This is a genomic window from Flavivirga aquatica (assembly GCF_001747085.1).
Classification (GTDB): Bacteria; Bacteroidota; Bacteroidia; order Flavobacteriales; family Flavobacteriaceae; genus Algibacter_C; species Algibacter_C aquatica.
In genome coordinates this window covers 257079-283158 of record NZ_MDJD01000054.1, presented here as the reverse complement: position 1 = coordinate 283158, position 26080 = coordinate 257079, and the positions used below count along the sequence as shown (strand labels likewise).

Sequence of the window (26080 nt, the reverse complement as noted above, 5' to 3'; positions counted from 1 at the left end):
AAACATAACTTATCACAAGGTCTATTTTAACTTTATTGAGGCTTATTTTTCTCTAATTTTAATCGATAAAAAACAGCAATTTTAAATAGCCAACTATCAGAGAAATTGGTGTTAAGTTGTGTGCGATTGTCTCCAAAATTGACGAGTGGAAGTCCTAATGAAATCTTTTCATTGTAAATACGGTATGATCTCCCTAGAGATCGTCCAATACCTAGTTGAAAATTTAAAGCATTTTTCACTCTGTATTGGAAATAAGTGTATAGATCTTTCGCAGATTTTACTATATAACGATCTGTTTCTGTGTTTACAGGAGTATTTAGATGATAACTCCTTATTTGACCATTAAAGTTTAGTCCGAATAGGAGACCTTTACTTATTGAATAGTTGAGATCAACGGACAGAGGAAGAAGTACTTTTGCTTCAAATTTTTCAGAAGGGTTTAGGTAATAAACCCCTAAAAGAGGCACAATAAAGGGGCCAAATAGTTCACTGTTTCCATATGCACCAAATTTGTAGTTAAAATGTTCTGTTTTTGTGTATTTCATTAACACAGCAGCGCCTAGTTGAAAATCTCGATTGGAGATTTTCTTTAAGTCGGAAGAAATTTTAGGAAGGAACATGTAGGTACCGCTCCATTTTGAATTGTATTTAACATTAGTGCCCAATTTTAAGGTAAGTCCCGTCACGGATTCTTCTGTTCGTCTAGGGTTAAAAGAGGCAGAGATGTTTTTATAGGTAATTCCTGTTAGGAAAGTAAAACGGTCATTAATCACAATAGGGGCGGTTAGATTTCCGTTTATTTCTTGTAGTGTAGTTGTAGCTGCAGTAGTATCAAATGTGTTTACAGGAGTAATGGCGTAGTCGAATTTGACAAGATCTATATAATTCTGAGTATTGGCCATGTATGACCAAGCAAATAAAATGAAAATTAAATGTATTTTTTTCAATAGTTTTATTTTAAGTTTAATTGTATCATTTTTTGCATTGTTACTGCTAATGTTGAAGTAAATTTAGTTTTATCTTGTTTATAATCAATAATACTAAGTTTTGTTTTTACCTACTATTTTTAAGGACATTATTTGTTTTTATTGTCACTAATACAATTTCATATTTGAATTTTCTCAATAAAAGGTTTAGTGTATAACTCGTACCCTGTAATTGATTTAATTATTTTTGCGTCCATCAATTGTATAGTCTCTGTTATCCTATTTTGTAAATCCTCTATGGATTCAAAAAACTTCATAGCTATTCTATCCTTCATCCATTGCCATACTTTTTCTGCTGGATTTAGCTCTGGAGAATAAGGAGGTATATTTAAAAGATAAATGTTTTCTAGTATTTCTATATTTTTACAAGCATGAAAACCAGCATTGTCTATTACTAAAATTTTATACTCTCTTGGGTTTTGTTGGCTAAGTTCTTTTAAATAGCTCTCAAATATAGCATTGTTTACAATTGGTGTTTCCCAGTAAAAGGCATGTCCCGTTATTGGTGAAAAACTACCCCAAAGCCATACATATTTATAGCTATGTTGGTAGTATACTTTTGCTTGAACTCCTCTAGCGGTGAGGGTTCTTTTCTGATGAGTCATCAACCCAAATCTAGCCTCATCTTGAAACATTATATCAATACTATCATACTTATCTTTATTAAGATGCATTCTAATATTAGTTAATAGGTTGGGGAGTTTTTTTAAAAGCCTCTACAGCCTGCTCATCTTTTTTATGATGTGATTTTCTTGCTACTTTTAATTTAGAATAGTGCTTTGACTTACAATGTTGATATAGTGCTGAATAGGTTATGTCCTTTTGGGTGGTTTCAGTCAGAATAGACAATAACTCTACATAACTGGTAATAGTACTATTAGGGTTATTTAATAATCTGTCTATCTCTTTAATTGTTGATTCTTTAAGTAATTTTGTATTGTTACCGCCACTTGAAATGGTACATAAATTATCCAGACCGCCTTCTTCATACATTTTTAACCAATTGTATATGCTACGACGGTCATATTTTACTTTTTTAGCAACTTCTTTGGTGTATTTACATTTTCCTTGCTTTATCAATAGTAATGCTTTTAACCTACTACGTTTTAACCTACTTGTTTCCTTATTGTAAAGTTGTTTCAACTTTAATTCACTCTCAGAAATCTGAATATCAATTTTTTTTGCCATAATATAAAGATACAAATTTTTTTTTGAGAAAATTAAAATAAAAAAATAGTATAACCAACATTTATGCAAAAGTTAAAAAGCTGGATGAATGGTTACGAAATCGGTTACGATATTGCATTTGGCATGATTGGAAGAAGCTAGAGAGGAAACGTAAAAACCTAATTCGATTAGGTATAGAAGAAGGACAAGCTTATGCTTGGAGTAGAACGCGAATGGGAGGTTGGGCAGTTGCCCAAAGCTCAATTCTAGGAACTACCATTACCGTTTCCAGACTAAAACGAAAAGGGTATAAACCTTTGATAGATTACATTAATAATAAGCAAACTTCAATTTGGTGAACCGCCGTATACGAGACCCGTACGTACGGTGGTGTGAGAGGCGCAGTGGCGACCGTTAGGTCGTCACCCGTCTACTCGATTAGCAAACGTTACTCTTAATCTTCTTTAATATATGTCTTGCAATCGTAAGGTAACTCCCTTATTAAAATAGAGTTATGGTTAGACTTTAATACTTTATTACACCCCTTTAAATCAATAATAAAATCTCCTTTTTGAAAAAGTAATTTATCTATTTTAAATCTATATGGGCTATGCGAATCAAATAATAACTTTAATCGCATAGTGTCTTTTTTGTATATTAGTTTATAATATTTGTTAACTCTTACTGAAAAGGATTTTTTAATACAATCTTTGCATTTCCTTTTAATAGATAAAAAATAGCTTATTCCATCTTCTGAGCCAAGACAAGTTATTTTATCTTTAATAAGAGTATTATCGATTCTTATACTTGGGGTACTTACTGGTTGAGATAACGCCAAATTAAAATTAAGCAATATGACACATATCAATAAAACGAACTTCATAATTATATTTTTGTGATTATTTCTCTTATTTTGTCTATTAACTCTCCCATCTTAGAGTTAATATCTATGGTTACTATATTTCCTCTTGAATCAGAAAAACTTCTTCCGTACTGCGTCAACGGAACGTGTAAATGCCCCGTTTGTAAATTTGGCTTCATTTCCGCTCTTAACTTTGCAACTCGATAGTAGATTTCATTGGAAAGATAATTACTTCCAGACCCTTTAATTGATTGTAAAGATTGTAATTCTTTTAAATTATTAATAATGCAATTATTTTCAGACGTACCATCGCTAATATCTTCTATTAACTGCGTTCCTTGGATATGGTCTTCTGGGTAATCTTTTCCAACTGCTTCAAACGTTTGATTAAAATAAATCCAAAACGCATCAGAAGGATTGTTAACATCAGGAACTATTTTTTTGTAAGGTAATGTGGTTTCATAAAATTCTTTACCACCAATAGTAAGTTGTTTAAAGTAAGATTTGTTGTCATCGTTTCCACTTCCCCAGTGCATATTGTCTGCAAAACCACCTCTGTTCTTTGCAGGAAACCTATCTATATCAAACCTAAACACACCGCCTTGACTGGCTGTTATTATCATATCTGCCTTTGATATAAAAGGTGTAACAAATTTTTCTATAATGCCTTTACCATCCTTAAATTCATCAAAATCTTTATATCTAACAGGAGCAATAAATGTCTGTATATAATAATCCCCAATAGTTTTACCGTGCAAGGCTAGGGCATTTACACCACTTGGATTACTTTGTAACGGATTACCTCCTTTTGTTGGGTCTAAAACAAATGGGTCAAACCCTGTTATTAATAGTTTTTTATCTGATTTACCTGAAAAATATACACCTTTATAATTTCTACTCAATTCTTCAAATGAAATAATAATATCATTTAATACTGAACCAGAATTAACAAGACTTTCTTCAAAATTTATGTCATTTTCAAACAAAGGATGCCGTTTTAACCTAACCTGCATTTTGTTCCTCGCCCAGTACAATGGTCTGTCGTCCAATTCTCCTTCTTGTACCTGTTTGATGGATAATTTCCATAATTTTTTAGCATCTGTTTTTACTTGATTTTTTATTCCTTGCTCTCCTTCTATTTTTAAATCCTCTTGGTTTAAAAAATCTGAAAATGCTTTTACTAAAGTTAGAATTTCAGGGTTTTTAGAAATATACTTGTTTTCGTAATTATCTACTAAATCTTTTGTTTTTGAGTGAGGTGCAGTTAAATCCTCATACTTATATAATCCCAAATATTCTTCATAGTTTCTACGGTAGGCAATAGGTTTTAACCAATTTTCTTTTTTTGGTAAATATGCTGTCTTTCCATTAAGTACAACTTCAACGTGGAAAGAGTTTAGGTCATCCGATTCAATGATCGTTTTATGATTTTTATAAGTTTCAAATTCTTCGCTATACCAAAACATCGGCAATATAAAAAGTTCTGTTTCACATTCATTACCTTTAACTTTCAATGACCAGACTAGTTTATCAATCCCGAAAAAGTCTTGATTTTTGCTTTTGGTTTTCCCCTTTAGGCTTAAATCTATTTTTGTATCATCTTCAATCTCTTTAGTAAAGATTTTAATTTTGAATTTTTTGCCATAAATAAAATTAGTAGCTTTACCTCCTTTAATACCTTGTATAGTTGCTTGATTCAGTACAGTATTATCCTCATCTAAAAACTGTAGCTTAACAATTTCAGGATGTTCTGTCAGGCGTTCTTCAACAGGATAGTTCTCAATTTTTACCCAAGCTTTTCCTTCTGCATTGACTTTTGCTATAAATTCCATAGTAAGTTTTTAATGTAAATATTTTTTACTTGTTTCTGTATTTTCATTGCTATCAGTTTTAATGTTTTGTAACGTCAGTTCGTCTAATAACCTCCGTGTTTTTTAATAGTTTGTACTAAAATACTTTTTTTACTACACTATTACATAGCAATTTGCTTTTTTTGATAAAGACTAGAATAAAGAGCTAGAACTCCTAAAAAATCTAATACAGACAACATACCAATATTTATAGCTCTAAAAAGCGTTTGTTTCTTTGTTTTCATTATGTTCCATATTCTTTTCAGGTTATATGCTATGAACATAAACCCTACATCAGCACTTGCTCTTTGCATTGTTTTTTTAGTTAAGATATAGCTAAAGCCCCATTGTCGTTTTATGGTTCCGTAAGGGTGTTCTACAATAGCTTGTCTTTTTTTATATGCCTTGGGATTTTTTAAAACTTGTTGCGCATTTTCTTCTATGTATTTTTGAAATTCACTGCGCTGTATTACCTTTCCATTTACTTTAGAAGTTGTGCATAAGTCCCTCACGGGGCAAGATTTACATTGATTTGTTTTGTACTGTTTAAATCTATAGTTTCTTCCTTTATAAGTGCTTCCATTACTCTTAAGAATATTTCCCTGTGGACACATATAGGTGTCATTTTCTTTATTGTATTTAAAATGTTCAGAGTTGTAGTTTGGGTCTGGAGCTTGTGAGGCTCTCCCAATTCCAGGTATTGCAACCAGTGTTTTTATATTTAATTGATTGGCTGTGCAGAATTCACTTCCTGTGTGATAACCTTTATCATAAAGTGCGGTAAATGTATTGGTGTGTAAGATAGATTTTGCTCTACGTAGCATCTGTCCCATTGCTTTGGAATCATTCGTGTTGGTTACTAGGTAATCAAAAGGGATGTTGTAATCTGCATCTACAGTGGTCTGAACACAGTAGGCAACTTCAGTAATGTTATTACGTATTATTAAGTGCTTGCTATCAGGATCCGAGGTTGATATCTGTGGTTCTCCTGATTCTATTAGTTCTTTTTCAAGTTGCTTATAGTGTTCTCTGCGTCCTTTATGTTTGTCGATATCTTTATTTATTTCTTGCTTTTCACTGTCGCTATCACTTTGCTCGAGTGCTTTATTGTACTGTTGCAGTTTATTATCAATATAATCTAGATGGCTCCCGATTTTCTTTTGGTTAAAATTGTTCTTCTTACTGTTCTGCGCTCTGAGTTTGGTGCTATCTCCAGCAACCAATGTTGCACCTATGAGTCCAAAATTGCGAGCTATTTTAACGGTAGCAAAAAACACTTTTTTAATGGCCTTGGCATTATCTTTTCTAAAATTGCTAATAGTATTATGGTCAGGAGTTAGAGCTTCTAAAAGCCACATCACTTCAATATTTCGTTTGCATTCTTTTTCCAATTGCCTTGAAGAACGCACGCGGTTCATGTAGCCATAAATGTATAGTTTTAGTAAGACAGATGGATTGTAAGCAGGCGGTCCATTTTCTGTAAAAACTGAACGAAAACTAAGTTCGCTCAAGTCAAGTGAATCTACAAATTGATCTATTGACCTCACGCTATTTTCTTGTTCGATGGAATCTTCAAGAGAAACAGGAAAAAGGCAGGTCTGTTTTCGGTCTTTTCCTAGGATGAATTTCATAACATTAAGATACGAAAAAACGAAATATTTACCTAAGAAAATAGGATAAGTTATTAGACAGTCTGACGGTTTTGTGTATGATTTCGTTGCGTGGTTAAGCACGTAATTTAGTAAACCAAAAACCGAATAGAAAATCCGCGAGGATTTTCGTAAGTAAGCTAGAACTAGCAATAAATTATATACGTCTTTGTTAGCTACAGTACTTTTTATTTTTAGAGTATTTTTTTTAATCTCTAGACTAGATTAATTTTTGTTACACATTATGCTGTGTCTTTCAGTCCGATTTTTTTCGTTCAAAAGGTCAATCACACGCAAGAGTTTCTTAGTAAAATATTCTTTCTTAAAATAATTATTGTTTTTCAATAATATTATATACTTTTGTTATTGAAAAACAATAATTTTATTCAGTGAAAAGTTCAGTTACAAAACCTTTACATCAAATTAGTTTAAAAGATTGCGCTATAGATTTAACCATTTACATCTCTATTTTATTTTTAGCAAGAGAGCTATATATTGAGCCTTTAGGTCTTATAGCAAGTGTTCTTATAAGCTCCTTTATTGCTCTTTTAGTAGCAACATGGAGAATGAAAACAAGGAGTATTACTTGGAAAAATTTGGGATTATGTAAACCTAAAATTTGGAAAAGGACTTTAGTGATTGCCGTACTAATTATTATAACATGTATTCTGTCAATAGTGCTTATTGAAATTCTAAAAGAACTATTTCCGGATATATTTAGTTGGCAAACTGTAAATAAAGTAAAAAAATATAAAGTTCCAAGATTTGGTAATTTAAAAGGGAACTTCCCCTTATTCTTTACAATCATTATTTTTGTATGGGTAGAATCTGCTTTAGAAGAATTGATAGATAGAGGTTTTCTAATGAATTGGTTAGAGTGCCTATTTTCAAAAACTCCATTTGCTACAATTTTAGCGGTTATAATTCAAGCAGCTCTTTTTGGTTATAGACATTCGTATGATTTATCAGAAAGGTCTATAACCGTTGGTATACTAGGTTTTATTATGGGAGTAGCCTATATGTATTTGGGACGTAACTTATGGGCATTAATTATAGCCCACTGTGTACTTAATTCCTTTTCAATGTTAGAACGCGTTTTTTAAAAAATACAAGATAAAATTATGAAACATTATTTGCCAAAACCAATTGTTAGAGATGTAGAGGTTCAAAAAAAATACAATTGGAAAGTTGCACTGACTATTTTAGTGCTGTTTATAGCCAGTTCTATTGTCAATATTCCATTTTCAAAGGAAATAAGAAGACTTAAATTAGAACCTGGTGAAATAGACCCCAAATTGTCTGAACCTATTCTTGAGACTATTTTAGCAATAGGGTTAACCAGTGCAGGACTTAGTTCCGTTTTTATTCTCTTGGGATTATTTGCAAGTAGAAAAACCCATTTGGGAGCTCCCAGACTTACTGCTCTATTTTCTAAAGAAAGACTATCAATATATTTTAATAAAAAGATAGTGTTGTCAAGTATTTTTATTGCTGTTACAGCAGCTATACTTTTGCTTGGGTTAATTGAAATTCAAAAAGAGTTTCATCCTGTAATCGCTAAATATGAACGCCCATCTAAAGTTTTTTATATTTTAGGTGCCTTTGTTGCAGCGGTTAGTGAAGAAGTATTATTTAGGTTAGGTATTATGTCCATAATAATTTCTTTAATTCGATATTTAAAGGGAATAGAAAAACCATCTAATGCTATGTATTGGACTGGAATTATAATATCAAGTATTTTATTTGGTTTAATGCATATTCCTATGTCGAGTAATTTTGTTGAGCTAACTATTTTCACTGTTAGTGCAACTATGATTGGAAATTTAATAACAGGAACAACATTTGGCTTTATTTTTTGGAGATGGGGCTTGTTAAATGCTATGTTTGCTCATTTTATATTCGATATTGTGTTCCATGTAATAGGCTCTCCTTTTAATTAAAAAAATAAACTCATCAATTCTTACATTTGATTTTAAAGACATTTAAAAACATGAAAAAAATAAAACTTTTATATAGATTTTTAATATTAATAAATACCTTACTTATAATTTTACTGATTACTTGTCTTATCATATTAGTAATACCAGATTTTATGTATAGTAAAGCTTATGATGATAAAGTTTTCGGAATGTTTAACCATTTCATTATTTTCATGCGAGGCATTATTTTATTTATTGGGTTGGCTCAAGTTCAAAGAGGGTTAAAAGCAGTTATAAAACAAGGTTTTTTTAATGCAACGAGTGAAGTGAAATTTAGGAAAGGTGGTTTGTTTATTATCATCTTTGGAGTATTGGGGGCTATTTACAATACGTGTGTCAGAGCAGAATTAAAGCTAGATATCTTTATAAACAACTATATTCATTACTTTTTTATTATACTTGTAGGGCTTGGTTTATATATGCTTGTAGATTTTATTAAAAATGGAGGAAAACTTAAAGAAGAAAACGATTTAACCATTTAGTATATGCCCATTGTTGTGAATCTTGACATAATGCTTGTAAAACGAAAAATGAAAAGCAAAGAGTTGGCTGAAATTATTGGTATTACTACAGCTAACATGTCTATTTTAAAGTCGGGTAAGGCTAAGGCAGTCAGGTTTTCTACTTTAGAAGCTATCTGTAAAGCTTTGGAATGTCAACCTGCAGATATTTTAGAATATGTTGAAGAGTAGTTTTATTGAGTGTGAGTGTATTGTAGCTAACGTCAGTTCGTCTAATAACCTCCGTGTTTTTTAATAGTTCGTACTAAAATACTTTTTTTTACTACACTATTACATAGCAATTTGCTTTTTTTGATAAAGACTAGAATAAAGAGCTAGAACTCCTAAAAAATCTAATACAGACAACATACCAATATTTATAGCTCTAAAAAGCGTTTGTTTCTTTGTTTTCATTATGTTCCATATTCTTTTCAGGTTATATGCTATGAACATAAACCCTACATCAGCACTTGCTCTTTGCATTGTTTTTTTAGTTAAGATATAGCTAAAGCCCCATTGTCGTTTTATGGTTCCGTAAGGGTGTTCTACAATAGCTTGTCTTTTTTTATATGCCTTGGGATTTTTTAAAACTTGTTGCGCATTTTCTTCTATGTATTTTTGAAATTCACTGCGCTGTATTACCTTTCCATTTACTTTAGAAGTTGTGCATAAGTCCCTCACGGGGCAAGATTTACATTGATTTGTTTTGTACTGTTTAAATCTATAGTTTCTTCCTTTATAAGTGCTTCCATTACTCTTAAGAATATTTCCCTGTGGACACATATAGGTGTCATTTTCTTTATTGTATTTAAAATGTTCAGAGTTGTAGTTTGGGTCTGGAGCTTGTGAGGCTCTCCCAATTCCAGGTATTGCAACCAGTGTTTTTATATTTAATTGATTGGCTGTGCAGAATTCACTTCCTGTGTGATAACCTTTATCATAAAGTGCGGTAAATGTATTGGTGTGTAAGATAGATTTTGCTCTACGTAGCATCTGTCCCATTGCTTTGGAATCATTCGTGTTGGTTACTAGGTAATCAAAAGGGATGTTGTAATCTGCATCTACAGTGGTCTGAACACAGTAGGCAACTTCAGTAATGTTATTACGTATTATTAAGTGCTTGCTATCAGGATCCGAGGTTGATATCTGTGGTTCTCCTGATTCTATTAGTTCTTTTTCAAGTTGCTTATAGTGTTCTCTGCGTCCTTTATGTTTGTCGATATCTTTATTTATTTCTTGCTTTTCACTGTCGCTATCACTTTGCTCGAGTGCTTTATTGTACTGTTGCAGTTTATTATCAATATAATCTAGATGGCTCCCGATTTTCTTTTGGTTAAAATTGTTCTTCTTACTGTTCTGCGCTCTGAGTTTGGTGCTATCTCCAGCAACCAATGTTGCACCTATGAGTCCAAAATTGCGAGCTATTTTAACGGTAGCAAAAAACACTTTTTTAATGGCCTTGGCATTATCTTTTCTAAAATTGCTAATAGTATTATGGTCAGGAGTTAGAGCTTCTAAAAGCCACATCACTTCAATATTTCGTTTGCATTCTTTTTCCAATTGCCTTGAAGAACGCACGCGGTTCATGTAGCCATAAATGTATAGTTTTAGTAAGACAGATGGATTGTAAGCAGGCGGTCCATTTTCTGTAAAAACTGAACGAAAACTAAGTTCGCTCAAGTCAAGTGAATCTACAAATTGATCTATTGACCTCACGCTATTTTCTTGTTCGATGGAATCTTCAAGAGAAACAGGAAAAAGGCAGGTCTGTTTTCGGTCTTTTCCTAGGATGAATTTCATAACATTAAGATACGAAAAAACGAAATATTTACCTCAGAAAATAGGATAAGTTATTAGACAGTCTGACGGTCTTGTGTATGAAACGTAGCGTGTAAATAAACGCTAACTTTTCGGATTTAGCACGAGCCGAATTTTTTATTTTTATGTTTAATTTTCTTTTCAAATATAACTAAATAAAAAATTTGGCGTACTTTGTAAATATACAAAAACCTCTCGGAAAGCCTATATTAGCTATGTTTTATGCCTATCTTTGTTGGCAATAGTTATCGGACTTCAACTTGACTCCAAACACCAGTTTCAGCAGTTTCTTGTGCATATTCTGGAAATGTTTTTGCTTTTCTGCCTAGAACTCGTTCAATATCATTAACTACCAGTTGATTCTTTGGATTAGTTAAAACATGACTAAATAAATACTCGATTAACCACACAACATCATTAGGTATTTGCATTTGCTTCATGCCATCAATATACTGTTCTAATGTGATTTCATAGAAGTTTAATTTTCTATTGCTAGTCTTTGAAATGATATTGACGATATCCTTAAAAGTGATTAATTCGGGACCTGTTACCTCAATAATTTCACCATTGTATGTATCATTGAGTAGGACAGTAGCAGCAACCTCTGCAATATCATTAGCGTCTACAAACGGGATTAATACATCAGACATTGGTAATGCCACTTCTCCTGAAATAATAGGGTCTAAAAAGAAGCTTTCGCTCCAATTCTGATTAAACCAAGATGCTCTAACTATTGTATAATCCATGCCAGAATTCATCACAATTTTTTCACAAGCTTCAGCTTCAGTTTCACCTTTTCCTGAGAGCAGCACCATTTTTTTAACACCTAATTCTTTTGCTAAATAAGTTAAACTCTCTATAGCTTCTTTGGCTCCTGGAACAGCAAGATCAGGATAATACGTAACATACATTTTTTCGATGCCGCTTAAGGTTTCTATCCATGTTTCTTTATTATCCCAATCAAAGCTTGGTGATGAATTTCTTGAACCAATTCTTGGCTCAATTCCTTTGTTTTGTAATTGCTCTACTACTCGGCGACCAGTTTTTCCAGTTCCACCGATTACTAAAATGTTTTTTTTCATAATGAATTGTTTTAAAATGTTTTTTGAATAAATGTTGATATAAGTAATAGAATGAATGAAACCATGCTTGAAATGGTTCTAATACAATGGTAATGATTCCATGCACTTTCATAATAGATTCTAAAATTATTTAGCTCTATTGCTTTAAGATTGGTAATGGTTAATACTTCTAGTTCATTGTTTAAGGGAACATTTCCAAAAGCTGTAACTCCAAAAGTGCCAATTAGATAAATGATTGTTGATGCCAGCACTAACACAAATACAGTTTTGTTATTGAACTGTAAATAAGTAGTTATTCCCAATGCAATTAAGCTTGCAAAGAACACAATGAAGAACAATGGATTCAGGATTTCTCTATTAATGCTTTGCATGGTTTCCAAATACGTTAAATGGCCTACTTTTTTTGTTCCCAATATGACTGAAACAGACCAAGCAAAGAAAAGACCTGTAGAAAGTGCATTCAATAAAACCGTAATAAAAAAAACAATAGTTTTCATGCTTTGATTTTTTTATTGGTTAAATGATTTCCTAAATAGAATACAATGAAGTAAAACTCAACTACAATTGTGTAAAACATTGGGTCTCCGAAAAATTCTGAATAGCTTCCACCATTTGGAATTATAAATACTGGAACTGTGATTATTACATCTAGAAGCGTAGCCACCATAACGAATGTAAGCCCTAATTGAGATGGTTTTATGTGACTTTTTGTATAGAACAGATATGTTCCTATACATGCGCTAGGTATAATACCTAAAGCCAATGCGATATTAGATTGTAGTTCCGGGTTTTCTAAAATGGGAACATAAAATGATAAGAGGTAAAAGCTAACTCCTAAAATCCAAACGAGTATACCACATACAATGCTAAATAAATTTTTACTGATCATAATCTTTAGTTTTTAAATTATGATACAAATCTATAGTAGCTGCCTTCCAGCGACTTATTTAGAAAGAATTATGATTTATTCGAAAAGAATTTTACACTTGGCTAGGTCTGTAGCCAAACTTTTTTTCAAATGCGTTAGAGAAAGAACCTAAACTGTCGTAACCTACAGCCCAAGCGGCTTCTTGAATTGTTTTTTGTTCGTTTTTAATTAAACTGTAGGCTTTTTTTAAACGTTCGTTTTGTAAGTATTTGAAAACAGGAACACCAAACTGTGCTTTAAATTCTATTTTAAGCTTATTAGTGTTGGTGCCAATTCTGTTGGCCAATTCTGTTAAGGAAGGAGGATTTTCTAAATCGGATAATAAAATTTCTTGAGCAAGATTGATTTTTTTTATTTGCGAAGTATCAAGTTTTGTGCTTTGTTGTTTTGCCAATTGTCCAAAATAATGAGAAAGTAAAGCTGTGATATGGCTTTTATAAAACATCATTTTAATCTCACCCTCGTAAGTATTACTAAAGAACTGTTCAACTAATTGAAACATTTCTGGGCTCATATTAAATACAGGACCTTCAACATAATGGTCTTTTGGGTGAATTAATTGATATAAAAATTGTTCCAAGAATTGACCTTCACCATTAGGCAATTTGTCTATTTTTTTAATTGCTGTAGCGATTACTAGACATTGTAGTGATTTTAGTTTGGAAACATGATGTTCAAACTCTACCATATTATCTGCATAAAATGATAGTACCATACCTTTAGTGTGATGGAACTCTTTGGTTTTTCCATCAAATTTCACGTTAAGACCAACATCACCTGAGCCATAAAAGGCGATAGCTATTACAGGCTCGTCAAAAAAACATGAATCTATTAAATTATTATCGGTAGAAGCCTCTTCCAATAAAATTGTATAATCATTTATATCTATTATTTCACGATTCATTTTTTGAATTATCTCAATCGAGTTGTGGGTGGGTAACGTCTTGTATAAGAAACGTAGGGCAGGTGATAAGCACTTACGTTTCGGTTTATTACTTAACCCGAGTTTCCTAAAAAAAAATAGGAGCATAATAAGTTTTAGTATTTTAGAGTTGCAAAAAAAAACACGAACTCAAAATGCTCCAAGACAAAGTTATAGGAATCTATTGTATAGTAGACGATATTTTAAAAGAAATGAACCATAAAGAACATCGCAACAGGAAATTCAGTGACAGCCAAGTGCTATCGACAGCACTAGTCTCAGCAATGCTCTTTAATGGTAATCAAAGCAAAGCACTGTCATACATGAAGAGCCATATGTGTAAAACTATGATTAACAAAAGTGGTTTCACAAAGCGATTGCACAGGCTTAAAGAATTATTATTGAGCATCTTTTTTAGTATTGGCAGGGTTTTTAAATATATCCATTGTGAAATGGAATATATTATAGATTCCTTTCCTGTAAGAGTTTGCCATAACATACGAATAAGTCGTTCTAAATTGATAAAAGGCGAATCATATCGCGGGTATAATGCATCTAAGAGAGAATACTTTTATGGTTTTAAAGTACAACTAATAACAACCAAATCAGGTATACCTGTGGAGATGTACTTGGTAGAAGGTAAAGAGCACGACTCACAGATCCTACAACGTATGTACCATGATTTACCAGCAGAAAGTGTGCTATATGGGGATAGTGGCTATACAGATTATGAATTGGAAGATTTATTTAAAGAAACAGAGCAAGTTCGCTTACAAATAGCAAGAAAAACCAATTCTAAAAGAAAGGACAGGCCTTATGTAGCTTACATAAAAGATACCATGAGGAAAATTATTGAAACTTCCATTAGTCAAATTTGCAGCTTAATGCCCAGACACATTAATGCTGTGACTACTAATGGATTTATTATAAAACTAATACTGTTTGTGATGGCTTTTCAAATCAAACAGATAATTTAAAATTGGAAACTCGGGTTACTTAGCTAAATATAAATATTTTGCTTTTATCTTTTCTAACATAAATGCCAAATTTTATATTTAGCGGACTTTATTAATATTCACAGATCTTTCGGTTTAGCACAAAAGCCCTATGTTTTTTATACATTGTTACAAAACGTTAGTTCTTCTACTTTTGATATAATCAAATATTAATCCTAAAATGATGAATAGTATAAACAAAATTGGTAGAATAATAACCCAACCCAAACTTACTGCCGATTTTTTTTCGTTTATAGACGAGTTAATATTTTGTATCTCAATCAAGTTTATAAATTTAGATATGAATATAGCTTGCAAACAAAATAAAACACATATGAATGTAATTTTAAAGAATATTTTTGATTTATAGTAAAAGAAATATAATGAAATAAAAAAAACAATAATTATGGTGAAAAATAAAATATTGTTGAAAGCTAGGAAAGATTTGAAGTAACTTAATTTTAAACCAAAAAAATTTAAAAATAAAATTGTTGTCAATAAAACTACTGATGAAATTTTCCCAAAATGCTTATTAATGGTTTTCATAACATTTATAATTTATTACTTCCACTAATTGGTGGTTTTCCAGCGTGTATATCAAAAATAGGCATCCAATCTCTAAATATACTATTTTTACTTGTTGGTTTTATAGAGTTTAATTCTTTTGGGAATACTGGTTGTCCGTCACAGTGTTCATTCGGAAAATATTTAGGTTTAAACACTCTATTCTTATATTTCTCATCACTAAACGTTCCAGGGTATTTTCTATAAACGTCGACTGATTGCTCTGCGGTTAATTCTTTGCTTAAGTTTAAAATGACTTCTTCAGTTAATTCGGGTTTTACGATTCTATAAAAACTAATCAAATTTGAAATTAAGTCCGCAGGTTCAAAACTTGAATCTCCTTTACCTATGACTGCACCAAAAGCTTGAAAACTTTCAAAAGCTATTGAAACTTCTTGAAATATTGCTAATGCCACTTGTTCTTTTTCTTGAACCGTTAAATTACTTTTTACAAAATAAGACTTTGTATTGCCTAATCTAACAGGTTTGTTTACTAAAGGTAAATTCTGAATTAATGTAGCATCTTGTCGATATGTAACTTTAAACCCCTTATCATTTGGCGAATTAGATTTTATACCAGTTTCATTAAGTATTTGATTCCAAAGGTTTTTTACACCAATGTAAAATTCTGTTCTCTTGGTATCGGTAAAAGCGTGAGTTTTATCTATCCATCCACTATTACAAGTGTATACAATTTTTCCGTTTCGAATAGCTATGACATAATCATCAACAAAACCTATGTTAGATAAAATACTGACTTTTTCAATAGGTTTAGCTACGTATGCATAAATTCGAATTTTTTCAGCATCTTTTGCTTTATAGCTGTAGCATACTGCATCATCCTTATCTAAGTATGGGTTTTCTCCTTTTTTGTATTCTAGGTCTACTATCTCGCCGTCATCTATTTGTTCTGCAAACCAAATGTGTTTTATTGGAGTAAAAGTTGATTCTTTGAATTTTGTAGCTTTAAAAACATAAGTTTTGTCCACTTCCATTTCATCTACAAGCTCATTATTCTCATCAAATGGACCTTCTATTTTTTCAATTAATGGTTTTGCAAATTTTAATGTGGCAGGTTTTTGAGCTGCTGGTGCTATTATTACATCAGGGTCATCACACGTAATAGTTATTGATAATGTATTATATTCTTCTTTTACTCTAGGAGGGTTTTTTTTCTCCTGCATAGTAATTTTATCGTTAGCCATTTTTTAGGTTTTAGTGAGTTTTAATGTTTTGTAACGTCAGTTCGTCTAATAACCTCCGTGTTTTTTAATAGTTCGTACTAAAATACTTTTTTTTACTACACTATTACATAGCAATTTGCTTTTTTTGATAAAGACTAGAATAAAGAGCTAGAACTCCTAAAAAATCTAATACAGACAACAATGAGTGAATTACATTATGTGTTCCGTTTCCTGAATAAGCGACTTGCAAAATGGGTACGCAACAAATATCGGAGATTTAGGCGTAAACATTGGTTTGCAGCTTACAAATGGTTACAGGAAACTGCTAAGCAGTACCCAAATATGTTTGTACATTGGCAATATGGATTTACACCTTGACTTGACTTGTTAAGAAGAGCCGTATGATGGGAGACTATCACGTACGGTTCTGTGAGAGGTTTAGGGGTGAGATTCCCCTTTACCTACTCGACCTTTTTTAGAGCTAGATGTCTTTTTTCAACTTATTAGGGTTTTGTCTTGTGTCAAAAATTGTGATTATTTCAATTTCGTTTAATTCTGTCGAAATTCGATAGTAAAAAGTTGTTTGTTTTGTCACTACACACTTATAAAGACCTTTAAATTCAGAAGACTGAGGACAACTTTTAGGTTGAAGAGAAATTTGTTTTATTTTTTCTGTCAGTTTTTCAATAAACTTATCACGTGTTTTTAAATTCCAATTTTCTAGAATATAATCAGATAATTTTAGAAGTTTGTTTTCAGCAAGTTCTGATAAAAATACTTTCATTAAGATATTTTCTTCAAAAATGAATCATATGAAACTCTTTTTCCTTTGTCAAGTTCATTTATTCCTTCTCTGATTTCATTTTGTTCAGTGACACTCAACTCTGTCCAAAAGTCAGCTTTTTCATTCTTAATGAATTCAGCAACTTTTTGAATAAAATCATTGTTTTCTATAGCTAAAATAGTCTTTACTAATTCTATTTTTGTTGATTGAATGTCCATAACCTTTAATTAATAAATACAAATATACAAAAAGCGTTTTACTCATTCGCTTGAGTGGGTATGAAACACAACGATAGCAGTATGAATAGTGACACCCATAAGGTGTTATTATTTATACTGCGTGTTATGTTTAGTTTATTTGTTCAAATCTAAGAAATTTTATCATCCATCCAATGGAACAAAGAAACGGTGTTTTAAAAAGCGCTCAAAATAAACCCCGCCAAAAGACTTATAATTGTCAGTGTTAGCTATTGCTTATATATTTAATATGGGGAGTCGATAACAATGGGACTGAGTGGTGAAAAATGCAAATATCTCGTCAGCTTTTTATACAGTACTATCGAGTTGTTGAAAAACAAACATTTGACTTTTTAATTTTTTTTCAATAACTTCACCAAAGTCTTTTAGACGTTACAACGTTTACAAATTCTGATTTGCACGATGCAATCGCTAAGACTTTGAGTGCGTCAATTATCATTGACACGTACTGTATAAAAAACTTCCTTACTCATAGTTTTTACCAATCCTATTAGAAGTCTTTTTCCGCGTGCTTTTTTAAATTAAATCTAACGTCAGTTCGTCTAATAACCTCCGTGTTTTTTAATAGTTCGTACTAAAATACTTTTTTTTACTACACTTATTACATAGCAATTTGCTTTTTTTGATAAAGACTAGAATAAAGAGCTAGAACTCCTAAAAAATCTAATACAGACAACATACCAATATTTATAGCTCTAAAAAGCGTTTGTTTCTTTGTTTTCATTATGTTCCATATTCTTTTCAGGTTATATGCTATGAACATAAACCCTACATCAGCACTTGCTCTTTGCATTGTTTTTTTAGTTAAGATATAGCTAAAGCCCCATTGTCGTTTTATGGTTCCGTAAGGGTGTTCTACAATAGCTTGTCTTTTTTTATATGCCTTGGGATTTTTTAAAACTTGTTGCGCATTTTCTTCTATGTATTTTTGAAATTCACTGCGCTGTATTACCTTTCCATTTACTTTAGAAGTTGTGCATAAGTCCCTCACGGGGCAAGATTTACATTGATTTGTTTTGTACTGTTTAAATCTATAGTTTCTTCCTTTATAAGTGCTTCCATTACTCTTAAGAATATTTCCCTGTGGACACATATAGGTGTCATTTTCTTTATTGTATTTAAAATGTTCAGAGTTGTAGTTTGGGTCTGGAGCTTGTGAGGCTCTCCCAATTCCAGGTATTGCAACCAGTGTTTTTATATTTAATTGATTGGCTGTGCAGAATTCACTTCCTGTGTGATAACCTTTATCATAAAGTGCGGTAAATGTATTGGTGTGTAAGATAGATTTTGCTCTACGCAGCATCTGTCCCATTGCTTTGGAATCATTCTTGTTGGTTACTAGGTAATCAAAAGGGATGTTGTAATCTGCATCTACAGTGGTCTGAACACAGTAGGCAACTTCAGTAATGTTATTACGTATTATTAAGTGCTTGCTATCAGGATCCGAGGTTGATATCTGTGGTTCTCCTGATTCTATTAGTTCTTTTTCAAGTTGCTTATAGTGTTCTCTGCGTCCTTTATGTTTGTCGATATCTTTATTTATTTCTTGCTTTTCACTGTCGCTATCACTTTGCTCGAGTGCTTTATTGTACTGTTGCAGTTTATTATCAATATAATCTAGATGGCGCCCGATTTTCTTTTGGTTAAAATTGTTCTTCTTACTGTTCTGCGCTCTGAGTTTGGTGCTATCTCCAGCAACCAATGTTGCTCCTATGAGTCCAAAATTGCGAGCTATTTTAACGGTAGCAAAAAACACTTTTTTAATGGCCTTGGCATTATCTTTTCTAAAATTGCTAATAGTATTATGGTCAGGAGTTAGAGATTCTAAAAGCCACATCACTTCAATATTTCGTTTGCATTCTTTTTCCAATTGCCTTGAAGAACGTACGCGGTTCATGTAGCCATAAATGTATAGTTTTAGTAAGACAGATGGATTGTAAGCAGGCGGTCCATTTTCTGTAAAAACTGAACGAAAACCAAGTTCGCTCAAGTCAAGTGAATCTACAAATTGATCTATTGACCTCACGCTATTTTCTTGTTCGATGGAATCTTCAAGAGAAACAGGAAAAAGGCAGGTCTGTTTTCGGTCTTTTCCTAGGATGAATTTCATAACATTAAGATACGAAAAAACGAAATATTTACCTAAGAAAATAGGATAAGTTATTAGACAGTCTGACGGTTTTGGCTAAGCTTAGTGTGGGAGTTGATAATCGACAGATTATCGGACGAGCCACTTAGCTTAGACTTATTTTATAGTTTTTTCTTTGTCGACTTAAAACTAATCAAATAAGTTTAAGCGGACAAAGTAAAGAAGCCAAAAACATCGAGAAAACCGAAAAACCCACATTAAGTTTAGCCGTTGTTAACTGTTTTAGCGTTACATTACTACTGTTTCAGTTTTCAATAAAGTACTTTCTATTTACTGAATACGAAACACAATTAAAATTCTTTTTCGGTATATAAATTAATCTTATTTTCTAGTACATTCAATTTCACAATTCCACCTCTTATACCAACGAAGATGTTTTTCCAATCAAAAAAAGCGATAGAGTTTGGATATAAACCTCTCCAAAACTTATTTTTAAAGAGTTCTTTTTTTTTGAAATTGTCAACAACATAAAAATTTTCATGAGAAGCAAAAAGTATTTTATCATTAATTATTTCCATAGCACTTGGAGCATCTTCAAGATTAATAACTTCTATATATTCAAATTGATTTTTTTTTTGTTTTAATTCATACATGATTCCTCTTCTTGTACTCATATGAGCAAGAGCATCAATAAAAAATATTCTATTTTTATATTCAAATAAAAATTTGATATTTCCCTTCTTTATAAGTATTTGCTTATGAGTTTTTTCCTTGGATAAAAATTTTAATTCTCCTCCAAATTCTCCATGATTTATAGCTATTAAGGTTCCTCCTTTTATAGCAAGTGAAGTTTTATGTTGTTGTCCAGTTAAATAAACATAAATTTCATTATTTCTATTTTCAACAGCGTATTCATTTAAACTGAAATTAAGTTTTCTCCAAAATTCAGATTGATATTCGGGTATTACTGATTTAGAAAAATTATCAGGAATTTTTATTTGCCCATTAATAACACTAGATACTAGTATGAATAATAAAATTATTTTCTTTTTCATTGTTAAATATTTTAGTTGCTGCTATCTATATTGGAATAACAAGTAAAATTTTCTGTTCGTATCTACTGAATTTTTTGTCCTGATTTTCTTATGTTGTCATGGTTTCGAAGCGTTACAGTTAACGTTAAGTATAAGAAACGTAGGGCAGGTGATAAGCACTACCGTTTCGGTTTATTACTTAGCTAAATATAAATATTTTGCTTTTATTTTTTCTATTATAAATGCCAAATTTTATATTTAGCGGACTTTGTTAATATGCACAGAACTTTCGGCTTAGCACAAATGCCCTATGTTTTTTATACCGTGTTAGGCAAAGTATTTTTTATGTTTACTGAAACTTGTCGTAATATCTCTCTCACAGCTTTGTAATTCTTCTTTTCTAAAAACTTATAAGTTTCATACTTTAATAAGAATTTAGTTTCTACTTTACTGTAAACTAAATTTTTGTTGTTCTTTTTGAAATTAATTTTCTTTTGTTCTAATCTATTAAACTCTTTTGTTATTTCCTTTTTATCTACATCTATTACAGAACACCTATGTGAATCATCATTTCGGATTTCTCGTATTTTGGTTAATTCTTGTTTATAGAATTTCTTTTTATCAAAGTAAAATTCTTTTTCGTATAAATAAACAAGAACATTAATGTTTAAATCACTTATTTTTTTTAACCCTTTTGTTTTTTCAATTGTTTTATATCTACTTTTAAAACTAGGATTGTTTATCTATAAATAATTAAGCAATAGCTCAATATTATCAAATTTAGACCAATAATAATAATTTACTAAATTTTCAATTTGATGAAAAGCAGATGTACAGAATGAAATGAATTTATCGTTGTCTGTTAAGTTTTCAACTAATAGGAACCTTTCCATTTTATGATTATCGTCAATTAAACGTTTCTTTACAATATCATTTTTAATGAAATTATAATCAATCAAATTATTTAGCAAACTAAATTTTTCAGTCAATTTTATAGAAACGTTATTGTCAATTCCTTTAATTTGTCTTATAAATGAAATATGACCTAATAAAACTTCTTTGAAAGGATAATCCACTTTTTCAGTGGGTTGATGTTTTTTGAAAACGTTGATTGCATATTCAAGTCCGCCTTTTTCCCAATTATTAAGCATTGCTCTAACTTTTTGAAGATACTCGCGTTTTACATTCAACTTTTTATTTACAATCAAACCAGTTACTTGCTGTCTTTCTGTTGATTTTTGTAATCTAGTTTTATCTTCATTTACAATAAAGTTTTCTTCTTGAATTATTTTAGAAACTTTGTTGATGAAAATATGTTTTAGAATATTTTTTTTTGAAAAAGTAACATCATCTGCATATCTTGTGTATTTTATATTTTTACTCAAGCTGATTTTAGTGAGTTTTCTATCTAACTTTTGAGTAACAATATTTGATAATATTGGTGAAGTTGGTGCTCCTTGAGGTAATTGGTCTTTATGAGTGCAAAGATTTGCAATTATAAATGATATTGGCTCTCTTTCGTTTTTAAGATTAAAAGGGTTTAATTCTAAAACTACTTTAACTCTTCTAAAATTTATTGATGGAAAGAAATCTTTTATATCAAGGTTTAAAACATATTCTTTTCCAATATGTGGTGTTGCATTTCTTATTATTCCTTTACCAAATAAAAATCCATTAGAACTATAATGTGCATAAGGCTCGAAAACAAGTTGAAGCAAATAATTGATTAATTTTTGTACTCTTTTTAATATTTCATCAGGTGTTTTAATTTTTCGTTTTCCACCATTTTTTTTAGGAATACTAAATTCTAAATACCTTTTGTCTTTCGTCTTGGATATATGATATAACTGTTTTGAGTTTATTGGTTTAAATGCATTTTTATCTTTTAAATTATCGTTATTTTTTTCTATGAAATTTAATAATGAAACAAATTCATTTACAGAATTTATCTTATTAAATTTTTTAATCACTTTTTCACGAGAATTTTCATCTAAAAAGATACCAGACATATTCTCTTGTGTATGAACTTTGTTAAGTTATATATCATAAATAAATTAAAAAGAATTAAAAGTGAAATTATCTTAAATATAATAGTATTATAAAAATTAAGAATTTAAAAGATATAAAAAATTAAAATTAATCAAAAGATGCAACTTCATTTATATCCTCACTTTAGAATTGACATTTCGATATCGTAATGCATAATCAATATTCTGGTATCTATAGTATTTCTGTTTTTTTAGATGATTCTGGTTATATTTTGCCTAACGTTCAGTATAAGAAACGTAGGGCAGGTGATAAGTACTACATTTCAGTTTTAACACTTAGCTAAATATAAATATTTTGCTTTTATCTTTTTTACTATAAACGCCATATTTTATATTTAGTGGACTTTGTTAATATTCACAGACCTTTCGGTTTAGCACAAATGCCCTATGTTTTTTATACATTGTTACCCACTGGCTTTCTTTCCGAAAAATTGCTAGCGTTGGGGTGAAAGCTCTTTTAAATTTGTGAGGAACGAGCAAACTTTAAATGTGCTTGAACTTGCGTTGGCTTATTCACGTAATCTTTTCTTTTTTAGTTTATTCCTAATTTTAGTCAACTTTAGTAAATCCTCATTATTAATTCCGAGAGTAGAATTAAGGATATTATAATCATTCTGTATTAGTATTTCCTCAATATTTGATTTGTTCTCAAAATTAGTCGTGAAATTATCAAATTGACTAGTGCTAATTTTATTATATGGAATAGGTAATTTTTTAAATTCACTTGGTATAAGTTCCAAAACTCCACCACCATAATATCTGCCGTCTAATTCAGAAAGAAGTAAAGTCAAAGTGTTGTAAAACGAATAAATAAAGCTATTTAAATCATAACCATTTCTCATTCCTACTTTATATGCAGAATCTGTAACGAATGCATTAGAATCATTCTTTAAAAGCTTTGGATATAAATGGCTTCTCTTAAAGAAAAAAGCATCTGGTTTTTTAGAAATATTTGGAATAACATACCAATTTTTTCTAATTCCACATTTATGCCTTTCAGGTAATTTTTCTAATACACCAAGATCTAAATATTCTCTTAACTTCTTTGAGATTTTATCGGCATCATTTAATTGTAAGAGTTTCGTTGGGCGATTGTTTTTTTCAAGTTTTTGAATATCCTCATCACTAAAAACAACACTTCCATTTACAAAAAGTCCTTTTTGAATAATTGGTTTAGTGTACTTTGATAAGTTATAATTATTTTCAGTTTCTTTATTAATTATAAAATATTTGTTTGCTCCAGTTACAATTCCAGGTTTTGAATCTGAATAATCATTAACTGTTTTAAGCTCTTTTTTTAAGTTATCTATAAATGTTAATTCGTCAGAAGTTAAAAAATGATGAGTCCATTTTACATTTGACTTGACTAGTAAGTTGTTGTTTTTTAGTACAAAATCATTTTGTTCTAATGATTTTTTTGATGAAATGTTAGTGAAGAATTCACCTTTAAGTTCTGCTTTTTTATAAGCAAATAAAACAATTGTATCTTGACCTTTACATTCAAACATTAAATCATTGAAAGTAAAAATTTCAATTCTTTCAAATTCATTTTTCAAATACTCACGAACTTCTTCTGCAAATTTGACTTGCAATAATTCTGAAGGTAATACAAATGCTAAAACTCCATTTTTCGCTAATAATGTATTTGCTTTAACCAAAAATGTAGCCCAAATATTTTTAACAGAAGCTTCTGTTAAGTTTTCGTTTGAATGTATAGCTTTACTTAATTCAATTTGTTTTGATGTAAGAATGTTTTTTTTGACATAAGGAGGATTACCTATAACTACCGAATATTTTTTTGAGGTTGAATATTTTAAGAAATCTGTTTTTACAAATGAAGCTGTTTTTTTACTCCACTTTTCAGATGCGATTTTTAATTCAACTTTATTAATATCTAATGCTGTTAAATTGATGTTTATGTTTTCTTCCTTAGCTAATTCAGAAATAAAAGCACCATCACCAACACTTGGTTCCAAAATAGACATACGGGCTCTGCTTTCAAAATGAGATAAAACTCTTTTTGAAATAAAACTCGCCAAGTATTGTGGCGTGTAATATGAACCAGTTTGTTTTTGGTTAGTCATTGTTATCTATTTCATTTAATTGTTTCTGAAAAATAAAGTGTTTCAGGTTTAAAGGACTTAATTTTTCATAAATTAAATTATATTCTTCACTTCCCTCAACTTCATTATTTAGTAAATCAATTAAGGATTCAATTTGAATTCTTATTTGATTATAATTCCAGAGTATTTTTATTTCCTTTTCACGTTCATCAAATTTAAATGCTTCGGTAGCCATCCATTTACCTAAATCTGTATTCCATAGAATTGCTCCATCTGATGTCCTGTACAAATGAGTGTCAAATTCTTCACTACAAGGGTCAATAAATCCTTCATCATTTTTATGATGGATATTTTCATCTTCACTTGGCCATAAACTAGATTTAGAATTGTTACAGGAACGGCATGAATATACTAAATTGTCATACTTACAAAATCCAATTTTACTATTTGTCTTTTTTAAAAACTCTTTTGGAACAAAATGGTCTATCTCGAAATATGTTTTTGTATATCCAAATCCATCATAAGCACCACAGTAACCACAATGATTATGAAAATCCTCAATTAAATTAGGCCTGTGTTTAGAGTGATTTTCACCTTTTTCACTTTCATCAGGCTTTTTACGTCTTTTCGGAGTTTTAATTCTTACTGTCATTCTTTCTTTTTTTAATTAATGACTGTAAGAATTCTTCAGCTTCTTTTCGTGTTTTTTCTAAATCATCTAAATTATCAAGTGAAATTTCCTTTTCAGGAACTTCTTTTTTTGTGTTATCTAAAATCCCTAACTCTCTCTGTAAAGTAATTAAAGTGTCTTGTTCAGAAGAATCTAAACCTTCTTTCTCGCCTTTGAGTAGCAATTCAGAAATTTTATTTTTCCTAGATTCAATACGTTTTTTATATTGTTCAATGCTTTTAATTAAACTGGTAATAAAATGTTTTGTTTTATCTTCATTATAATCTTCATCATTTTTATTTGGGATTTCATCTTTGCTAAAAATGATTTTCCAATCATCAACAAAATGTTCAGCATCTTCTCTTCGGTTTGTGAAAATTATATGCGGAAATAATGGCTTTTTATCGTAAATTTCACGTTCAACTGCTTCACCATTGAAAGATACCTTGCTTGACTCATCTAGCTTATAATCAATCATCAATAAGTCGATTTCAGACTGATAAACTTGCTCCATTAAATCTTCTATAGACATTCCTTGTTGAAATTCATATCCAATAATTTCAATTCCAAAATCTCGAAATCTTTTACGGTACTTTTTTACTTGTTTATCATCTTCATCAATGTACCCAATTTTGTATTTAGTTGCCAT

26 protein-coding genes are annotated in these 26080 nt (G+C 30.6%); 6 read left to right on the top strand and 20 right to left on the bottom strand.

From position 1 onward, the window contains the following. Positions 1 to 32: 32 nt before the first annotated feature. The 6 genes from A8C32_RS15645 to A8C32_RS15620 form a co-directional block, all read right to left on the bottom strand. On the bottom strand, positions 33 to 902 hold the full coding sequence (locus A8C32_RS15645) for a DUF6268 family outer membrane beta-barrel protein (RefSeq protein WP_069831349.1): 870 nt from the start codon (positions 900 to 902) through the stop codon (positions 33 to 35). A 203-nt stretch (positions 903 to 1105) separates the two neighbouring features. Further along, on the bottom strand, positions 1106 to 1660 hold the full coding sequence (locus tag A8C32_RS15640; protein ID WP_123803460.1) for an IS630 family transposase: 555 nt from the start codon (positions 1658 to 1660) through the stop codon (positions 1106 to 1108). Between the two features lie 7 nt (positions 1661 to 1667). After that, complete coding sequence (locus A8C32_RS15635; protein ID WP_069831348.1) at positions 1668 to 2174, bottom strand: helix-turn-helix domain-containing protein; 507 nt, start codon at positions 2172 to 2174, stop codon at positions 1668 to 1670. A gap of 433 nt (positions 2175 to 2607) precedes the next feature. Beyond that, a complete protein-coding gene (locus A8C32_RS20410) occupies positions 2608 to 2793 on the bottom strand; it encodes a hypothetical protein (protein WP_123803458.1) in 186 nt (61 codons plus the stop codon). Positions 2794 to 3038: 245 nt separating this feature from the next. Beyond that, on the bottom strand, positions 3039 to 4847 hold the full coding sequence (locus tag A8C32_RS15625) for a C15 family peptidase (RefSeq protein ID WP_069831346.1): 1809 nt from the start codon (positions 4845 to 4847) through the stop codon (positions 3039 to 3041). Between the two features lie 140 nt (positions 4848 to 4987). Beyond that, positions 4988 to 6496: an IS1182 family transposase gene (locus A8C32_RS15620; protein ID WP_069831341.1), complete on the bottom strand. Its 1509-nt coding sequence runs from the start codon at positions 6494 to 6496 to the stop codon at positions 4988 to 4990. Positions 6497 to 6903: 407 nt separating this feature from the next. On the opposite strand from A8C32_RS15620, the gene A8C32_RS15615 reads away from it, so the two are divergent. The 4 genes from A8C32_RS15615 to A8C32_RS15600 are packed head-to-tail and all read left to right on the top strand — an operon-like array spanning position 6904 to position 9185. Continuing rightward, complete coding sequence (locus tag A8C32_RS15615) at positions 6904 to 7617, top strand: CPBP family intramembrane glutamic endopeptidase (protein ID WP_069831345.1); 714 nt, start codon at positions 6904 to 6906, stop codon at positions 7615 to 7617. A gap of 18 nt (positions 7618 to 7635) precedes the next feature. Beyond that, positions 7636 to 8454 carry a CPBP family intramembrane glutamic endopeptidase gene (locus A8C32_RS15610; RefSeq protein WP_069831344.1) on the top strand — a complete coding sequence of 273 codons (819 nt, stop codon included), beginning with the start codon at positions 7636 to 7638 and terminating at the stop codon, positions 8452 to 8454. 50 nt (positions 8455 to 8504) lie between these two features. Beyond that, positions 8505 to 8975, top strand: coding sequence for a hypothetical protein (locus tag A8C32_RS15605; RefSeq protein ID WP_069831343.1), 471 nt, complete (start codon positions 8505 to 8507; stop codon positions 8973 to 8975). Positions 8976 to 8978: 3 nt separating this feature from the next. Further along, complete coding sequence (locus tag A8C32_RS15600) at positions 8979 to 9185, top strand: helix-turn-helix domain-containing protein (RefSeq protein WP_069831342.1); 207 nt, start codon at positions 8979 to 8981, stop codon at positions 9183 to 9185. A gap of 99 nt (positions 9186 to 9284) precedes the next feature. On the opposite strand, the gene A8C32_RS15595 is transcribed toward A8C32_RS15600, so the two are convergent. The 5 genes from A8C32_RS15595 to A8C32_RS15575 form a co-directional block, all read right to left on the bottom strand. Further along, positions 9285 to 10793 carry an IS1182 family transposase gene (locus A8C32_RS15595; protein WP_069831341.1) on the bottom strand — a complete coding sequence of 503 codons (1509 nt, stop codon included), beginning with the start codon at positions 10791 to 10793 and terminating at the stop codon, positions 9285 to 9287. 263 nt (positions 10794 to 11056) lie between these two features. Next, complete coding sequence (locus tag A8C32_RS15590) at positions 11057 to 11893, bottom strand: NmrA family NAD(P)-binding protein (protein ID WP_069831340.1); 837 nt, start codon at positions 11891 to 11893, stop codon at positions 11057 to 11059. A gap of 11 nt (positions 11894 to 11904) precedes the next feature. Next, positions 11905 to 12390 carry an anthrone oxygenase family protein gene (locus tag A8C32_RS15585; RefSeq protein ID WP_069831339.1) on the bottom strand — a complete coding sequence of 162 codons (486 nt, stop codon included), beginning with the start codon at positions 12388 to 12390 and terminating at the stop codon, positions 11905 to 11907. Continuing rightward, positions 12387 to 12782 carry a DUF5367 family protein gene (locus A8C32_RS15580; RefSeq protein ID WP_069831338.1) on the bottom strand — a complete coding sequence of 132 codons (396 nt, stop codon included), beginning with the start codon at positions 12780 to 12782 and terminating at the stop codon, positions 12387 to 12389. The genes A8C32_RS15585 and A8C32_RS15580 overlap by 4 nt, the downstream gene beginning before the upstream one ends. Positions 12783 to 12873: 91 nt before the next feature. After that, on the bottom strand, positions 12874 to 13725 hold the full coding sequence (locus A8C32_RS15575; RefSeq protein WP_069831337.1) for a helix-turn-helix domain-containing protein: 852 nt from the start codon (positions 13723 to 13725) through the stop codon (positions 12874 to 12876). Positions 13726 to 13898: 173 nt separating this feature from the next. Here A8C32_RS15575 and A8C32_RS15570 point away from each other — a divergent pair, with 173 nt between their 5' ends. After that, the gene (locus A8C32_RS15570) at positions 13899 to 14720 is read left to right on the top strand and encodes an IS982 family transposase (RefSeq protein ID WP_069831336.1); all 822 of its coding nucleotides are present in this window, start codon (positions 13899 to 13901) and stop codon (positions 14718 to 14720) included. A 569-nt stretch (positions 14721 to 15289) separates the two neighbouring features. Here A8C32_RS15570 and A8C32_RS15560 read toward each other — a convergent pair. Further along, positions 15290 to 16507, bottom strand: coding sequence for a hypothetical protein (locus A8C32_RS15560; RefSeq protein ID WP_069831334.1), 1218 nt, complete (start codon positions 16505 to 16507; stop codon positions 15290 to 15292). A 180-nt stretch (positions 16508 to 16687) separates the two neighbouring features. On the opposite strand from A8C32_RS15560, the gene A8C32_RS20770 reads away from it, so the two are divergent. Next, positions 16688 to 16864: a hypothetical protein gene (locus A8C32_RS20770; RefSeq protein ID WP_165605806.1), complete on the top strand. Its 177-nt coding sequence runs from the start codon at positions 16688 to 16690 to the stop codon at positions 16862 to 16864. 103 nt (positions 16865 to 16967) lie between these two features. Here A8C32_RS20770 and A8C32_RS15555 read toward each other — a convergent pair whose 3' ends face one another. The 8 genes from A8C32_RS15555 to A8C32_RS15520 all read right to left on the bottom strand — a co-directional run bounded on the left by A8C32_RS15555 (position 16968) and on the right by A8C32_RS15520 (position 26080). After that, on the bottom strand, positions 16968 to 17270 hold the full coding sequence (locus A8C32_RS15555; RefSeq protein WP_069831333.1) for a type II toxin-antitoxin system RelE/ParE family toxin: 303 nt from the start codon (positions 17268 to 17270) through the stop codon (positions 16968 to 16970). Continuing rightward, positions 17270 to 17488 carry a hypothetical protein gene (locus A8C32_RS15550; RefSeq protein WP_069831332.1) on the bottom strand — a complete coding sequence of 73 codons (219 nt, stop codon included), beginning with the start codon at positions 17486 to 17488 and terminating at the stop codon, positions 17270 to 17272. The genes A8C32_RS15555 and A8C32_RS15550 overlap by 1 nt, the downstream gene beginning before the upstream one ends. 640 nt (positions 17489 to 18128) lie before the next feature. Next, complete coding sequence (locus tag A8C32_RS15545; protein WP_069831331.1) at positions 18129 to 19637, bottom strand: IS1182 family transposase; 1509 nt, start codon at positions 19635 to 19637, stop codon at positions 18129 to 18131. Between the two features lie 329 nt (positions 19638 to 19966). Next, a complete protein-coding gene (locus A8C32_RS15540; protein ID WP_069831330.1) occupies positions 19967 to 20671 on the bottom strand; it encodes a hypothetical protein in 705 nt (234 codons plus the stop codon). 722 nt (positions 20672 to 21393) lie between these two features. Then, complete coding sequence (locus A8C32_RS15535; RefSeq protein WP_069831329.1) at positions 21394 to 22659, bottom strand: reverse transcriptase domain-containing protein; 1266 nt, start codon at positions 22657 to 22659, stop codon at positions 21394 to 21396. A 548-nt stretch (positions 22660 to 23207) separates the two neighbouring features. Beyond that, the gene (locus tag A8C32_RS15530) at positions 23208 to 24782 is read right to left on the bottom strand and encodes an Eco57I restriction-modification methylase domain-containing protein (RefSeq protein WP_069831328.1); all 1575 of its coding nucleotides are present in this window, start codon (positions 24780 to 24782) and stop codon (positions 23208 to 23210) included. Continuing rightward, positions 24775 to 25413, bottom strand: coding sequence for an HNH endonuclease (locus A8C32_RS15525; RefSeq protein WP_069831327.1), 639 nt, complete (start codon positions 25411 to 25413; stop codon positions 24775 to 24777). The genes A8C32_RS15530 and A8C32_RS15525 overlap by 8 nt, the downstream gene beginning before the upstream one ends. After that, on the bottom strand, positions 25397 to 26080 hold the full coding sequence (locus A8C32_RS15520; protein WP_069831326.1) for a hypothetical protein: 684 nt from the start codon (positions 26078 to 26080) through the stop codon (positions 25397 to 25399). The genes A8C32_RS15525 and A8C32_RS15520 overlap by 17 nt, the downstream gene beginning before the upstream one ends.